At 37.2% G+C, this 15445-nt stretch carries 13 protein-coding genes; 8 read left to right on the top strand and 5 right to left on the bottom strand.

The genetic code is table 11. From position 1 onward, the window contains the following. Nucleotide 1 precedes the first annotated feature (1 nt). The gene (locus ABXG98_RS08165; RefSeq protein ID WP_353538178.1) at nt 2–3202 is read left to right on the top strand and encodes an efflux RND transporter permease subunit; all 3201 of its coding nucleotides are present in this window, start codon (nt 2–4) and stop codon (nt 3200–3202) included. A 208-nt stretch (nt 3203–3410) separates the two neighbouring features. Here the strand turns inward: ABXG98_RS08165 and ABXG98_RS08160 are convergent, their stop codons facing one another. From ABXG98_RS08160 to merR, 5 genes are all read right to left on the bottom strand, one after another. After that, nucleotides 3411–3638: a hypothetical protein gene (locus tag ABXG98_RS08160; RefSeq protein WP_353538177.1), complete on the bottom strand. Its 228-nt coding sequence runs from the start codon at nt 3636–3638 to the stop codon at nt 3411–3413. 180 nt (nt 3639–3818) lie between these two features. Next, entirely contained in the window at nt 3819–5264 is a 1446-nt protein-coding gene (gene merA / locus ABXG98_RS08155; protein WP_353538176.1) for a mercury(II) reductase, read from the bottom strand. Nucleotides 5265–5350: 86 nt separating this feature from the next. Next, the gene (locus ABXG98_RS08150; protein WP_353538175.1) at nt 5351–5680 is read right to left on the bottom strand and encodes a heavy-metal-associated domain-containing protein; all 330 of its coding nucleotides are present in this window, start codon (nt 5678–5680) and stop codon (nt 5351–5353) included. 89 nt (nt 5681–5769) lie between these two features. Continuing rightward, entirely contained in the window at nt 5770–6123 is a 354-nt protein-coding gene (locus ABXG98_RS08145) for a mercuric transporter MerT family protein (RefSeq protein ID WP_008131225.1), read from the bottom strand. A 100-nt stretch (nt 6124–6223) separates the two neighbouring features. Beyond that, the gene (gene merR / locus ABXG98_RS08140) at nt 6224–6640 is read right to left on the bottom strand and encodes a mercury resistance transcriptional regulator MerR (protein WP_353538174.1); all 417 of its coding nucleotides are present in this window, start codon (nt 6638–6640) and stop codon (nt 6224–6226) included. A gap of 229 nt (nt 6641–6869) precedes the next feature. On the opposite strand from merR, the gene ABXG98_RS08135 reads away from it, so the two are divergent. The 7 genes from ABXG98_RS08135 to ABXG98_RS08105 all read left to right on the top strand — a co-directional run bounded on the left by ABXG98_RS08135 (nt 6870) and on the right by ABXG98_RS08105 (nt 15436). Next, complete coding sequence (locus ABXG98_RS08135) at nt 6870–7208, top strand: hypothetical protein (RefSeq protein WP_353538173.1); 339 nt, start codon at nt 6870–6872, stop codon at nt 7206–7208. Between the two features lie 224 nt (nt 7209–7432). Beyond that, nucleotides 7433–8476 carry a hypothetical protein gene (locus tag ABXG98_RS08130; RefSeq protein WP_353538172.1) on the top strand — a complete coding sequence of 348 codons (1044 nt, stop codon included), beginning with the start codon at nt 7433–7435 and terminating at the stop codon, nt 8474–8476. Nucleotides 8477–8834: 358 nt separating this feature from the next. Beyond that, on the top strand, nt 8835–11003 hold the full coding sequence (locus ABXG98_RS08125; RefSeq protein WP_353538171.1) for a TonB-dependent receptor family protein: 2169 nt from the start codon (nt 8835–8837) through the stop codon (nt 11001–11003). Between the two features lie 102 nt (nt 11004–11105). Further along, complete coding sequence (locus ABXG98_RS08120) at nt 11106–11492, top strand: CopL family metal-binding regulatory protein (RefSeq protein WP_238530288.1); 387 nt, start codon at nt 11106–11108, stop codon at nt 11490–11492. A 148-nt stretch (nt 11493–11640) separates the two neighbouring features. Beyond that, nucleotides 11641–12165, top strand: a complete 525-nt coding sequence (locus ABXG98_RS08115; protein ID WP_353538170.1) for a DUF411 domain-containing protein — start codon at nt 11641–11643, stop codon at nt 12163–12165. Then, nucleotides 12165–13622, top strand: a complete 1458-nt coding sequence (locus ABXG98_RS08110; RefSeq protein WP_008113913.1) for a TolC family protein — start codon at nt 12165–12167, stop codon at nt 13620–13622. The genes ABXG98_RS08115 and ABXG98_RS08110 overlap by 1 nt, the downstream gene beginning before the upstream one ends. Continuing rightward, nucleotides 13622–15436 carry an efflux RND transporter periplasmic adaptor subunit gene (locus ABXG98_RS08105; protein WP_008128605.1) on the top strand — a complete coding sequence of 605 codons (1815 nt, stop codon included), beginning with the start codon at nt 13622–13624 and terminating at the stop codon, nt 15434–15436. Before ABXG98_RS08110 ends, ABXG98_RS08105 begins: the two co-directional genes overlap by 1 nt. The last annotated feature ends 9 nt before the right edge of the window (nt 15437–15445 follow it).

Genomic DNA, 15445 nt, shown 5'->3' with positions numbered 1-15445 from the left:
TATGTTTAATAAAATAATAGATTGGTCTGTTAATAATAGACTCCTGATTTTGATTGCGCTGTTTGCCACCATGGTTGGCGCAATTATGGTTATTCCAAAACTAAATTTGGATGCCTTCCCTGATGTTACTAATGTTCAAGTTGCTGTGAATACTGAAGCGCCAGGACTGGCTGCTGAAGAAGTTGAACAGCTCATTACGTACCCCATTGAAGCGGTAATGTATGCCTTACCTGATGTAGAACAAGTGCGCTCAATTTCTAAAACAGGCTTGTCTGGCGTAACGGTTGTTTTCAAAGAAGGCACCGACATTTACTTTGCAAGACAACTCGTATTTGAGCGTCTTCAAGCCGCAAAAGAACTGATACCTGAAGGTGTTGGGACACCCGAAATGGGGCCAAACACCTCAGGGCTGGGCCAAGTATTTCAGTACCTTCTTATTTCTGATAAAGATGCAGGCTATGATGCTATGGCGCTTCGAAGTCTTAACGATTGGATTGTGAAGTTACTCGTTATGCCTGTCGATGGTGTTACTGATGTACTCTCCTTTGGAGGTATTGTTAGGCAGTACCAAGTAAATGTAGATCCATCTAAGCTTCTTTCTTATAACTTAACCCAAGAAGACGTTGTTGGTGCCCTAGATAACAACAATGCCAATGTTGGCGGATGGTATATGAATCGTGGGCAAGAGCAGCTTGTTATTAGAGGTACAGGTTGGTTTGAAAGTGGTGACGCTGGAATAAGTAATATTAAACAAGTTCCCGTCAAAACAGTTGATGGGACGGTTGTGACGGTTTCGGATATTGCTAAAGTTGAAATGGGCAGTGAAATTCGTCAAGGTGCTGTCACTATGACGCGAAAATCACCCAATGGTAAAGTAGAGAACTTAGGTGAAGTTGTCTCTGGTATTGTCTTAAAACGCATGGGGTCAAATACTAAAGCTACCATTGATGGTATCAATGCAAGAATCCCATTGATTAATCAAGCATTACCTAAAGGTGTTCGCTTTGAGCCATTTTATGATCAGGCTGATTTGATTGAAAAAGCCGTTGATACGGTAGTTGTTGCACTTTCACTAGCATTTATTTTCATATGTATTGTATTGGCTCTATTCTTAATGAATTTACGTGCAACCTTCTTGGTATTAATTTCAATTCCAATTTCTATTGGTATTGCGTTAATGATCATGGCTTGGTGGGGGATATCTGCTAACTTAATGTCGCTAGGCGGAATAGCTGTCGCTATTGGTATGCTAGTTGATGGTTCAGTCGTGATGGTTGAAAATATGTTTAAGCATTTAAATAGACCAGACTCTACCCATTTAAAAACTGTAAAAGAAAGAGTGCCTAGTGCTGATACTGATCCACATGATGTAGAACAAGATGAGCATGGTATTAAATTACGGCTTCAAAATGCTGGTAAAGAAGTGGCTCGTCCCGTCTTTTTTGCAGCCTCTATTATTTTAGTCGTATTTACGCCTTTATTTAGCTTTGAAGGTGTTGAGGCAAAGTTATTCCAACCTATGGCAATAAGCATCATTTTAGCTGTTATATCTGCTATTGTGGTTGCGTTGTTTATAGTACCAGCACTGGCAACTTATCTATTTAAATCTGGTGTGAAAGAGAGGGAAAGCTTTGTTCTTAAACCATTAGATAAACTCTATAGAAAGGGTCTAACATTCGCTTTAAAACATACCAAGTTAATTATCTCAACCTCTTTGTTATTGGTTGTGTCGGCTTTTGCGTTGGTTCCCTACATTGGTACTGAGTTCGTTCCAGAATTAGAAGAAGGGACGATTAACTTAAGGGTAACCCTTGCACCTTCTTCTAGTTTAGATACTGCGCTCACTGTGGCTCCAATTCTAGAAGAAAAATTAATGGCCTTTCCTGAAGTAACCTATGCCCTGAGTCGAATTGGACGAGCAGAAATAGGTGGAGATCCAGAGCCTGTTAATAACATAGAAATTTACATAGGGTTGAAGCCAGTTTCCGAGTGGACAAGTGCATCTAATCGATATGAACTTCAAGAAAAAATGGAGAGATCTTTAGAAGAATTCCCAGGGTTGCTACTCAACTTTTCTCAACCTATCGCAACGCGTGTTGATGAGCTACTATCTGGCGTAAAAGCTCAGTTGGCGATAAAGTTATTTGGTCCTGAGTTAGAAGTTTTAGCAACTAAAGGGCAAGAGATCGAAGCAGCTATAAAGAGTGTTGATGGTGCAAGAGATGTTGCGCTTGAGCAAATTGCAGGTGAAGCGCAACTTGTCGTAAAACCTAATAGGCAAGAGCTATCGCGCTTTGGACTTTCAGTTGTTGATATAATGGAAGTTGTGCGAGATGGTATTGGAGGGGTCGAAGCTGGACAAATCATCAATGGTAACGAGCGATATGATATTTATGTGCGTATTGAAGAAGAATATCGACGAAATAAGGAAGCTATTTCAGATATTCGAATTCAGTCACCAACAGGTGCCTGGGTACGCTTAGGTGATGTTGCAACTGTTTCATTTGAATCAGGTCCTCCTCAAGTAAGGCGCGATGATGTTCAAAGGCGTGTCGTTATACAAGCAAACGTTCAGAATAGAGATATGGGCAGTGTAGTAGCCGACATCAGAAAAGTTATTGCTGAGAAAGTTGACCTACCTTCAGGCTACTCGGTAGCAATAGGTGGCCAATTCGAAAGCCAGCAGCGTGCTCAAAACAGACTAGCTATCGTTGTACCTCTGTCTTTAGCGCTAATTGCATTGTTACTTTACTTTGCTTTTGGCTCTGTTGGTCAAGCTATGCTGATTTTAGTGAATGTGCCACTAGCCGTAATTGGCGGTGTTTTTTCCCTGTATATATCTGGCCAATATTTATCTGTACCAAGCTCAGTAGGCTTTATTACCTTATTCGGTGTAGCGGTATTAAATGGGGTTGTAATGGTAGAAAGCATCAACCAACGAATAAAAGATGGCTTAGAGGCTTCCAAGGCAGTTTTTGAAGGAGCAACGTCAAGATTAAGACCTGTACTTATGACAGCAATTACATCTGCATTAGGATTAATCCCAATGCTAATGTCAAATGGTGTAGGTGCTGAAATCCAGCGCCCACTTGCCAGTGTTATTGTAGGTGGCTTGGTAACGGCCACGCTGTTAACACTGTTTGTATTACCTGTTTTATATCGCTGGTTTTCAAGGAAAAAAATTGAGGAGTTGTCTCGTTAACTAAGATAGCCTAACTTAGATTATTCCGTATTAGGTACGTAGCTGATGCGGAATAATTTTATAATGTTAAGTGGTAAGAGATGGGTCATTGTCTTGCAGGAAAAATAGATGGTTTGAATAACTGCTATAGTAAAGAAGCTATTTTATTATTCAGCTCTTTAGCTTGTGCGTGATTTAAATTATTTGCTGACTTATTTTGACCAATAGTTTAAGTGACACTTACAGCCTCGTTAGAGGTTTGTTCGATATCTTTTGTGGTTTTTGCTCCATTATCTTTATGCAAGCGTTCAATACCAATACGAGAGATATTGACCGAATCACTAGTAAGTACGTTAAGATTTGATTTCGTTACGGTATTTAAAAACGGCAGAACACTACTAGCGAAATTAACATTCGCTATATCTGTATTGATAGTCAATGGGTTCATAATCAACATTACGCATTTCCCCTAGTGTCCAATTAAAGTACCTAGTTTGGGAAATCGCCATTTTCTGTATGAGATAACAACACTTGTGATCAGGGAAGAACAAGCTTTTAATGGGCACTTCAGCTTTAAGCTCATTATTTGTGTATATTAGGTAATAGTAGAGGGCGAACTTCTTCCATATTGTTTTGATTAACCAGCACAGCATGAAAGCTCAGAAACATCTTTAGTAAAGGTTTGAGCACACAGCTTTAACCCTTCAACCATAGTTAGGTATGGAAACAATTGGTTTGCCAAATCTGTAACGGTCATTCGATTGCTAATAGCTAATGCAGCACTTTGTATTAACTCTCCACCTTCATGCGCTAATATCTGTGCCCCAATAATACGCTCACTTTTACTCTCAGCAACTAACTTAATAAAGCCATCAGTTTCAAAGTTAGCTAATGCCCTTGGCACGTTTTCCATATCCAAAACTCGACTAATAACATCAAGCCCTTTAGATATGGCTTGCTCTTCAGTTAAACCTACAGTTGCAACTTGTGGGTCAGTGAAAATCACAGCAGGCATGGTAGATAAATCAAGTATAGCATCACCACCTGTCATATTTATTCCTGCTCTACTTCCTGCTGCCGCTGCTACATAAACAAATTGAGGCATGTTAGAGCAATCACCTGCTGCATAGATATTCGCTATTGATGTCTCCATGCGTTTATTGACTTTGATCGCTCCATTCATTTCTGTTTCAACACCAATACTGTCCAAGCCAAGTTTACCTGTATTAGCAAAGCGACCTGTGGATATTAGTAATTTTCTGGCTGTTAATGTTCCCTCATTAGTACCTAATGAGAATAGACTTCCATCATGGCTTACATTATTAGCCTGCGTATTATCTAGGATTTTGATACCTTCATTTTCAAAGCATCCTTTAAGTTTTTCACCTAATAACGGATCTTCACAATACAATAGCGTATGTCGTGCTAACACGGTTACACGAGTCCCTAAACGAGCGTAGGCTTGAGCTATCTCTAGCGCAACAACTGAAGAGCCAATTACTATTAGGCTTTCAGGTAACTCTTGTTCGAATAGTGCTTCTGTAGAAGTCCAGTAAGGGGTATCTTCCAATCCCTTAATTGGCTGAATTGACGGAGTTGAGCCAGTGGCTATCAATATCCGATCGGCAAGTAGTTCTTCATTAGAGCCATCTGATTTTTGGATGGTCAATGTATTTTCGTTTTTAAAACTTGCATAGCCTTTAATCAAAGATAATGCCGAGTTTTTCTTTAGAATACTTTCATATTTAGCTTCACGCAGCTCCTCAACACGAGAATTTTGTTGATGAGCTAGCAGAGCACGGCTTATTTGAGGGTTATTATTCTCAAGTCCATCAAATGGGTTTCTTCGTTGTTGGTGCGCTAATTGTGCAGCACGAATTAAAATTTTTGATGGAACGCATCCTACGTTGACACAGCAGCCGCCAATAACATCTGATCCTTCAATAATTGTGACTCTAGCACCATTTTCTGCGGCTTTTATCGCACAAGCAAAGGCACCAGAGCCGCTACCAATAATTGCAACATGTAGCTGGTCGCTTTCACTCTTAGAGCAACAACTTGTTGAGCATTGATCCGAAGACATAATAATTCCTTAATTTTTTTACTGCTATTGAAATTCAGTGCCTTTGTTTTGGCTAAATGTATTAACAAGCAGTCTTATGCCAAATCTTACTTGGTAGTTCTTACTTTTGCTGGGTAGCCAATATTTGTAGACGCTAATGCAATCGCTTCAATGCTGGCCTTGTTAGGATCAAATAAAACAGTTGCTGTTTTTGCATCATAATCAACAGTAGCCTTTACAACACCATCCACTTTTTCCATCGCCTTACGTATAGTTATATTGCACATCTTGCAGGTCATTTTCTCAATCGAGAAAACTTTTGTAGACATTTCTTGAGTAGCTACATTACTGGTAGCTTCTGTGACAGTTGTTGCTACAGCATTGCCAAACATAAATATTGAGCTTAATAGTATTGAAACGTTAACTAGTTTTTTCATTGTTGTGCCTCTTTTTAATATCTGTTTAAAATTAACTGGATTTGTTAAATCGTATTCTCATCAGTCAGTTTTTGTTGATCACTTTTCTATTAAGTAATAATGTAATCTGCGTAATAGGGAAAGCTCATCATCACGATAAGAATTATGCTTACAAGCCAAAATATAATGCGCTGATTCTTCAATACTTTAGGGTTTTCGCAAACTGAACCTTCCTCACATTTTTGAGGAACTATATATAATTTATAAAAAACTACGCCTAAAACAATAAGGGTAATCGCGGTAAAGTACCCGCTATAAGGTTCCATTGCAGTGAGGTTACCTACCCAAGCACCACCCAAGCCAAGTGATAGCAATAACAGAGGTCCAATACAGCATGCAGACGCGCCTAAACCAGCGACAATTGCTAATAGTAAAGAACGATTTGGAGTTGAAGAACTAGACATAATTAAATCTCATATAAGGTTAATATAAGATAGTTTACACTCTGGGGTATGGCACAGAGTCAAGAGCTTAATAAATAATTTTATGAGAAAGGTAGAAGTGTTATTTTTCTAAAAAGCCTTTTTGAGATAATCCATCGATGAAGCCACAGTGACTAGTATCATCAGTATGACAAGATGATATTAAGTCGTCCAATGCTGTTTGAATAGTGAGTAAGCCAGCGATTTTCTGTTGGATTTCATTCCGTTTTTCTTTTGCTAAGCTTTGAACATCACGACAATGTTGATCACCCAAGATTAGCAACTGTTTTATTTCCTCTAATGAAAAGCCAAGTTGCTGAGCACGTTTTATAAATCGAATTCGAACTACACTTGTATCTGGGTAATGACGAAAACCGCCTAGAGGCTTTTCAGGCTCGATTATCAAACCTTTGCGCTGATAATGCCTTATTGTCTCAATATTAACATTAGCAGCTTTTGCGAGTCGGCCAATGGTTAATGGTGGATTGTTTCTAGTCATTTATACTGCCTTTAAATTAGATTGTATTTATAGTGCAGAATTGAAAAAGGTAATTAGTAGTAAATGTACTATAAACTTTTTTTCATATTACCAAAAGTGGGATTTAGTTTAATAATAGGCAAGTATTTGTGTGCTTGGTCATGTGGAGTAAGGCCGTATCAAAGGGCCAGCTCTTACTATTACGAACGAAAAGAATGTTCTTTGAATAGATAGTAAATTCGCGTAGCGAATGTGTACAAATAAAATTTACTCGACAAAAAGTCTTTCGAAAAAATTATCTATTCCGCTTGGGCAAAGCCAAGAAATGTTGTCCTATGCTGTTTATAGCTGTGAGAACTATGGCCAGTTAATTTCTCTATTGAAGTCTGGCTCCTTTGAAAATCAAAATCTGATATTAGCAATTTTACACTCAAAAGCAGAAGGCTGCCTTCTAAAATTTCTCAACACTGATATGAATAATATTTTGTCTCGCTTTAATGAAAGGGTTAAAAATATAAAAATAAATGAAAATACTGTTGTTGAAATTTTCGGTATTGAACTAACTGATTTCAAAAGGAAAATAAAATAAAATCCTTTTAAATTATACAGATATGTATAATTACGCCCTGTTTACAACAACATTTTACTCATTTATATTGGTAATGAAGGCTGAACGGACAGCCTATGCCTACACATATTTAATTTATATTTAAGTATGAACGATGAAGCAGAGCATCCGTAAAAATTTGGTTTTCATAATGAATAAACAAGGCGTTAGTAGGCTGTTGTTTGTTTTAATTTATGGATAACTAGATGATTTCAGCTCTTACCTTAAGTCACAAATTGAGACTTCAATCGAAATTTCTCGCTAACTCACTCAATATACCTCAGGCTCATGGTAAGGATTTATTAGCTAGGGCAATCTATTGCACACCAAATTATGATTCTTTAACTGAAATACTCTTTCAAGAGATGTGCGGTACGAAAATATTTGGGACAATTCAACATCATTGGTTAAAGTACCTTCTGATCTGTGAATGTGAGGATCAATTGCTTATTGATGAACTACATAAAAGCATTGAGTTTATGGCAAAACGCCTTGAAGGAATGGTAGTAATTAATGTAAGCAAGGTTCGATTAATTTCTATTCTTTATGAGCTATTCGGTTTAGCAGATGAATCGAAATACATTATTGCTGCGCCAAGTGAGTTTAGTCTTGACTGGAAACCTTATTTTAAAACATTGGACAATAATGAAGCCATTCTTTATTGTGATTTCAAAATTAATCAAATTGCATATCGACTAATTGCGACTACTTTTTATCCGAAAAATTTTAGAGAAAATAATTTTGATGAATCATTAGTCAAAAATCTAGAACAGGATAATGAAGATTCAGACATTGCCATAGCTGAAAGTCCATTTATAGACGAGCATAAAAGCTGGTTTTTAAATACGGTTAACTTTTTTACCAATTTTGATTCATTTTGTGATGATGAAGTTCCTTATGTATTTCACATTGAAGGAAAAAGGTACGCGGTATATGGTTTTCCTTTATCCCCAAGTTTAACAGAAGAAATCAACAGTAATTTACCAACACTCAAAATATCAATTAAAAATATTTCAGAGAAGCAGGTTTTTATATTTTATTTTGAGCAGCAAAGGCTGATATTCGAATGTATTCATGTTGAAACTCCAGCTATGTCTATGATCAATTATTGTGAATTTAGTAATGGCGTTAAAGAAACACTGCTAAACCACAAAGACGCACGAAAATTCCCAATCATTCTTCATCAATCATATTTCTCCGCAAGTATTCGACCATTTTGTGATATGGATTACTTGGAGAATTCTATATGAATGAATCATTGTATTAGCAAACGATTATTGTAAGCGATTTGGTAAGTGAGTTTGACGACAAATATTAGATAGGGTGCCAAGATTGTTACTTGAGTCAGATCACACCAGATATTTTTAATAAGTTATTAAAGAATACCAATGCAACTGATGATTATGTAGAACAATTTAAGCAATTAGTCGATTTAAGAGAGGGGGATTAATACAGTAAGAACACTTTATAAAGGTGTGAGTAAGACAGGATGTGATTGATTTATATCAAGAAAATATAAATAATACTATAAATGATATTGATTCGTATTTGCAGTGATGTTCTAATGTCTTCATTAATTGTTGTTACCAAACATGAAGGCTTCCTTAGATGAAAAAAGTATTTAAACCCACCTTATTGAGTATAGCGATATCAGTCGTTACGTCTCCTCTTGCCATTGCTAACGATAGTGCTGATGATACATCCGTTGTTGAGCAATTAACTATTTTTGGTAGTGAACAGACAGTAAATGATATACCAGGCAGTGCTCATTTACTGTCACAGGAAGATTTAGAGAAATTTAATTATTCAGATATTATGCGCACATTAACTTCTGTGCCTGGTGTGTATGTTCTAGAAGAGGATGGATATGGATTACGCCCTAATATTGGTATGCGTGGTACAGGTCAAAATCGAAGTGAAAAAGTCACTATTATGGAAGATAATGTCTTAGCTGCTCCTGCTCCATACTCTGCTCCTTCAGCATATTACTTTCCGACAGCCGGACGAATGCAACAAGTAGAAGTTTTAAAAGGAACTTCTAGTGCTATGTACGGGCCTCGAACAACTGGCGGGGTAGTTAATATGTTGTCTCGTCAAATTCCAGAAGAAAGCATGGCAGGTCAATTGGCTGTACAGATTGGTCAAGATGGCTTTGCAAAGGTTCATGGATATGTTGGTACAAAAGGAGAAAATATAGGGACATTGTTTGAAGTTTATCGTTATCAAGCTGATGGTTTTAAAAGCATTAATCATAGTGATAACGAAACAGGTTTTGTTAAAAATGACATTCTAGGTAAAGTTCGTTTCACTAGTGATGCGAGTGCTACTTATTATCAAGAGTTAGAGCTTAAGCTAAAGTATTCCGACGAAGACTCTGATGACACTTATATGGGGCTAACAGAAGGGGATTATACTAACTCTCCTTATACCCGTTATTCAGCATCTCAGAAAGATAACATGTCTACAGAGCACATGCAGGTGCAATTAAATCACTTAATCGACTTATCAGAGAGATTCTCATTGGGGACAAGTGTTTACTATAATGATTTTAGTCGTAACTGGTATAAAACAAGCAAGATAAATGGTGATAGTTTAGGTAAAGGTGGAATTGAAGCTGCTGCGGCATATGATAAATCAGCTAGTGACTCTTCTTTAGAAGTGGATGTTAAAGCAAATAATCGTGATTATTTATCTCAAGGTATTCAAACGGTTTTAGATGTAGACTTTAATGCGCATCAAGTAAAGTTCGGCTTACGCTTTCATAAAGATGAAATGGATCGGTATCAGTGGGTTGACGGTTATGAACTTGATTCAAATTACAATATGAACTTAGTTAACAAAGGTGTTGCTGGAACAGACTCTAACCGCATAGATAGCGCAGAAGCTATCGCGTTATTTATGCATGACGAATGGACAATTGGTGACTTAATCATTAATGCAGGCTTGCGTTACGAAGATATGAAAATTGAGCGCAATGATTGGGGCAAAACAGACCCTGAGCGTTTAGGAACTCCTAGTCACAAAGTAAATGAGCTTGATGTTGTTCTACCTTCCTTGGCATTGACTTATCGAATGACTGATGAATTGGTCTTGTTGGGTGGCGTACAAAAAGGATTTGCTCCCCCTGCGCCAGGTAATGAAGATGCTACGAATGAAGAAAGTATGAATTATGAGCTTGGAGCTAGATTTAATAATGATAACGTTAATATAGAGGCTATTTTATTTCTATCAGATTATGACAATATGCATGGTAACTGTACTGCGAGCCAGAATTGTGACGATGAAAATATTGGCGATCAATATAATGCGGGTGAAGTAAAAGTATACGGAATTGAAATGAAAGCAGGTTACTTGGTTAATTTTGGAAATATAACCATGCCAATAGACTTTACCTACACTCGTTCCCAAAGTGAATTTTTGAATACATTCGAATCGGATTTCTGGGGGGATGTACAGTCTGGTGATGAATTTCCTTATGTTCCAGAAAATCAGTTTCAGTTTGTTATTGGTTTAGAAGGGGAGCAATGGCAGTCAAATTTGTTAGTTCGTTATACTGGAGAAATGAGGACAGTGGCTGGTCGAGGTGCTATTAATGAAGGTATTGATGCACATACTGTCGTTGATTTTGTTGTAAATTATGATTTAACTAAAAACCAACAAGTGAATTTCACCGTCGATAATTTATTAGATGAAAGCTATATGACATCACGCACTCATGGTTCAATTATGGTTGGAAAACCTCTAACTTTGAGTTTAGGCTACAAATACAGCTTTTAAGTGTCATCGCTATTTTAAACCTGTATTTAGAATAGATATTAGTTGTAAATTGGTTTTTCTTATGCAATTATTGTATTAATTGAAATATTTTGTTGGTTAACTGTGAATTCTAATTTCTCTAAAACATTAATGGTACTGCTAGTCTGTTTGACCTTTGTTGGTCAAGCGGTTGCGTCTACTGTTATGTCTTATCATATGATGAGTATGAAGGGAGATAGTGTGCAAGGACAAATGCAAAATATGTCAATGATGGGCCATAGTGACCATTCAATGATGAGTCATTCTTCTGATGACTCAGATGAAGCAAAAGAGGACTGTTGTGTTAAAAGTTGTAGTTGTTTTACTGGAGGTTGCTCAAGTATCGCTACACTAATGAAAGACACAGATGACAGTCTATTTATTGATTTATCATCAAAAATATTATCATATTCAAACTTGGCTCAAAGTCAATCATCATCATCTCTATATAGACCTCCAATACTAAGCTAAATACAGAATAATTGTGCCTAAAATTTGGCTCACTTATATGAAAATTATCTGTATTAGGCTTTTTGATCTCTGCGTTTAAGTATTTTTAAGCAAAATCAAGAATAACCTAATCAATTCAAATATTAATTGATATCCCTTTGGGGGGGTTATGTTTTCCAAAAAATTCACGTTAAAGGCTGTTGCAGCCTTTACTTTAGTCATTGCTATTGCAAGTTGTTCAAAAGAAGAAGTTTCAGTGGCTTCATCTAAAACACAAAATGCTAAACCTCATCCTATTCTTTTAGAGGTTTATAAGAGTCCTACATGTGGTTGCTGCAAAAAATGGGTTAGCCATATAAATGAGCAAGGATTCGAATCAAAAGTTCATAATTATCAAAATTTTACAGCGGTTAAAGAAGAGAAAGGAATAGAGCCTCGATACCGTTCTTGTCATACCGCTATATCAAAAGATGGTTATGCATTTGAAGGGCATGTTCCTGCCAAATTTATTCATAAATTTTTAAAAGAAAAACACTCTGACGATGTTATTGGATTATCTGTTCCTGCAATGCCAGCGGGAACTCCCGGTATGGAAGTAGGTGATAAATTTCAACCTTATAAAGTGTTATTACTTAAGAAAGGGGGCGCTTATGAGGTCTATGCTAGCGTTCAATCTTATGAGGAGCAGTTTTAATGAATAAATTTAAAAATATCAGAAGTTTAAGCGTGAAATACTGTGCGGGTATGTTAGCTCTTACAGTGCTAACTGCAAATTCTGCTGATATTCCTACTATTACTTCTAGTTCAGCCTTAACTTTTGAGAAAGCTATCAAGTCTGCGCAGAAGAATGATCCATGGTTAACGGGAAATGTTCATAAGCAAAATGCTATTGAAGCGATGAGTACAGCCGTAGGCACGTTACCAGATCCGAAAGTATCTATAGGGTTAGCCAATTTACCTACAGATGGCTTTGATTTTGGACAAGAGGGAATGACACAAGCGAAAGTTGGCATATCTCAAATGTTTCCTCGTGGGGATACATTGTTGATTAAACGAGAACAACTCAAGATTGAAAGTGAATCATTCCCGTATCAACGAAAAGATCGAGAGTCCAAAGTAGCTGTTACTGTTGGTAGCCTTTGGTTGGATGCATACAGAGTTCAAGAAAGTATTGCTTTAATTGAAAAAAACAGAACACTTTTTGAACAGTTAGCGGATGTTGCTGAAGCAAGTTATTCGTCTACTTTAGGTAAAACAAGGCAGCAAGATATTGTAAGAGCGCAATTGGAGCTTACAAGATTAGAAGATCGTTTAGATGTCTTAGGACAACAACAAAACCGCTTTGAAGGTATGTTGTCTCAATGGTTAACAGAGTTTTCTATAGAGAAAAGTTCTCAAAGTGAAACTTATGTAGACGATGATTTTAACCTTCATAATATCGTTTTGACTAAGCAATTACCTCAAATTGACCTAGTAAATAGCAATATAGTTCTTACAGATAGCTGGTTACGCCCTAGTGAACTGGCAAAGTATATTGCTAACCACCCTTCACTTGTCGCAGTTGAAAAGAAAATTAAATCAACAAAAACTGGAATTAAATTGGCAAAGCAAAAATACAAACCTGAGTGGGGAGTTAATGCTAGTTATGGTTACCGTGATGATGATCCAATGGGAAATAGTCGAGCGGACTTGTTCTCTGTAGGGGTTACTTTTGACTTGCCGCTTTTTACAGATAATAGACAGGACAAAGAAGTTAAGTCAGCTATTTCAAAAACAGAAGCTATAAAAACTGAAAAATTATTATTGATGAGGAAATTGCTCGCATCATACTCCAGTGCAAAAGGGCGCTTACTTCGATTGAAAGATAGACAGAACTTATACAAAGACAAGCTACTGCCTCAAATCCATGATCAAGCTGAAGCTTCGCTAACAGCCTACACCAATGATGATGGTGACTTTGCCGAAGTAGTTCGCTCACGAATCGCTGTATTAAATGCGGAAATAGATGAGTTAACGCTTAATGTCGAAGAGCAGAAATTATTACTAGAACTTAATTACCTTTTTATAGGCAGCATAGATCCTGTCGTTAGTAACAATAATATGAATTTATCAAATAATAGTGGTTTCACTGTTATTTCGGGAGAAGAATAATGAACAACAATATTAAGCCAATAGTAATTGGCATGGTTATCGGTGGCTTTTTAACATTTGGGGTTTATAGTTTTATGGCCCCGACAAATAGTGGGGAAGCAAGCTCTGTTGTAACGGCTGAAAAGAAGCCGCTTTATTGGGTAGCTCCAATGGACGCGAACTACAAAAGAGATAAGCCAGGGAAGTCACCAATGGGTATGGATTTAGTACCTGTTTACGACGATGGTGGTAAAGGACCTGATGAAGGTCCCGGAACAATTCGTATCTCTCCTGATGTTGTAAATAACCTCGGTGTAAGAACAGCAATAGTTAGTTATAAATCATTGCACACTGAAATAAATACAGTCGGTTATGTTGCTTATGATGAAGATAAGTTAGTTCATATCCATCCACGAGTACAAGGATGGATTGAAAAGCTATATGTTAAGGCTATTGGAGATCCTGTTAAGAAGGGGCAACCCCTTTATGAAATTTATTCCCCAGAATTAGTTAATGCCCAAGAAGAATTATTATTGGCATTAGATCGTAAAAATAGCCGATTAATTAGTGCTGCTGAAAATCGATTGTCAGCATTACAACTTCCAAAATCATCAATAGTAAAACTTAAGAAAACAAAGAAAGTACAGCAAACAATTACTTTTTATTCTCCACAAAATGGCGTGGTGGAAAATTTAAAAATACGTGAAGGATTTTTTGTTAAGCCTGGCTCTACTTTAATGTCAATTGGTGATTTATCGGAAGTGTGGGTTGAAGCTGAAGTCTTTGAACGCCAAGCGGGTCAAGTCAAAACAGGCACCCCAGTAACCATGACTCTTGATTACTTACCAGGAAAAACATGGCAAGGAAAAGTTGATTATATTTACCCAACACTAGATGCAAAAACTCGTACTGTGAAAGTACGTCTTCGTTTTAAAAATGAAGAAGGCGAATTCAAACCAAATATGTTTGCTCAAATTGCGATTCACACAACAGGTGACGAACAAGCTTTATTAATCCCTAAAGAAGCACTTATTAGAACAGGAAACCAAGATAGAGTTGTTCTCGCCTTAGGTGAGGGGAGTTTTAAATCGGTTGCAGTATCTGTAGGTCGATACGATAGCGAAAGTGTTGAGATACTTGAAGGGGTGCGTGATGGGGAAAAAGTTGTTAGTTCTGCACAGTTCTTATTAGATTCAGAATCGAGTAAGTCTTCAGACTTCAAGCGAATGAATAGCGATGTTGATGAAGCGGATGCTTCAATGCCTTCTTCTGTTTGGGTTCAAGCTAGTATCGAGAGCATGATGGCAGATCATAAAATGTTAACTTTAGCTCATGAGGCGATACCTGAATGGGAATGGCCAGAAATGACGATGGATTTCATCGCATCGGACAGTGTCGATTTCTCATTACTTAGTGAAGGGATGAGTTTACATGTTGAAGTGACAAAAGAAGATAATGGTGATTATAAAATTAGCAACATCCATGTTCCTGACGACATGAGTGAAAGTGATACAAGCCAAGTAACTGAAGAAGTGGCAGATGACTCGTCAGCGACAGTTACTGGAACAATTAACTCGTTAATGATCGATCATGGAATGGTGAACATTAGTCGAACTGCTATTGAAAAATGGGGACGACCTGCGGCTACTTTAGATTTCATTACAGGGCACAATGTTAGCCTTGAAGGACTTTCTGAGGGGATGGAAGTTAAGTTTACTTTTGAAGTGCGTGGTGAACATTTTGTAATTTTTGAAATTGCCCCACTAGGGCAAGGTGATGAACAGGGTGAAACTTCTAGATTAGAAGCACCTGTTGTTGATCATTCAAACCACTAATATAGGAGT

Source organism: Colwellia sp. KU-HH00111, from assembly GCF_040362745.1.
Taxonomy (GTDB): domain Bacteria; phylum Pseudomonadota; class Gammaproteobacteria; order Enterobacterales; family Alteromonadaceae; genus Colwellia.
This window is presented reverse-complemented; position numbering and strand designations above follow the sequence as displayed.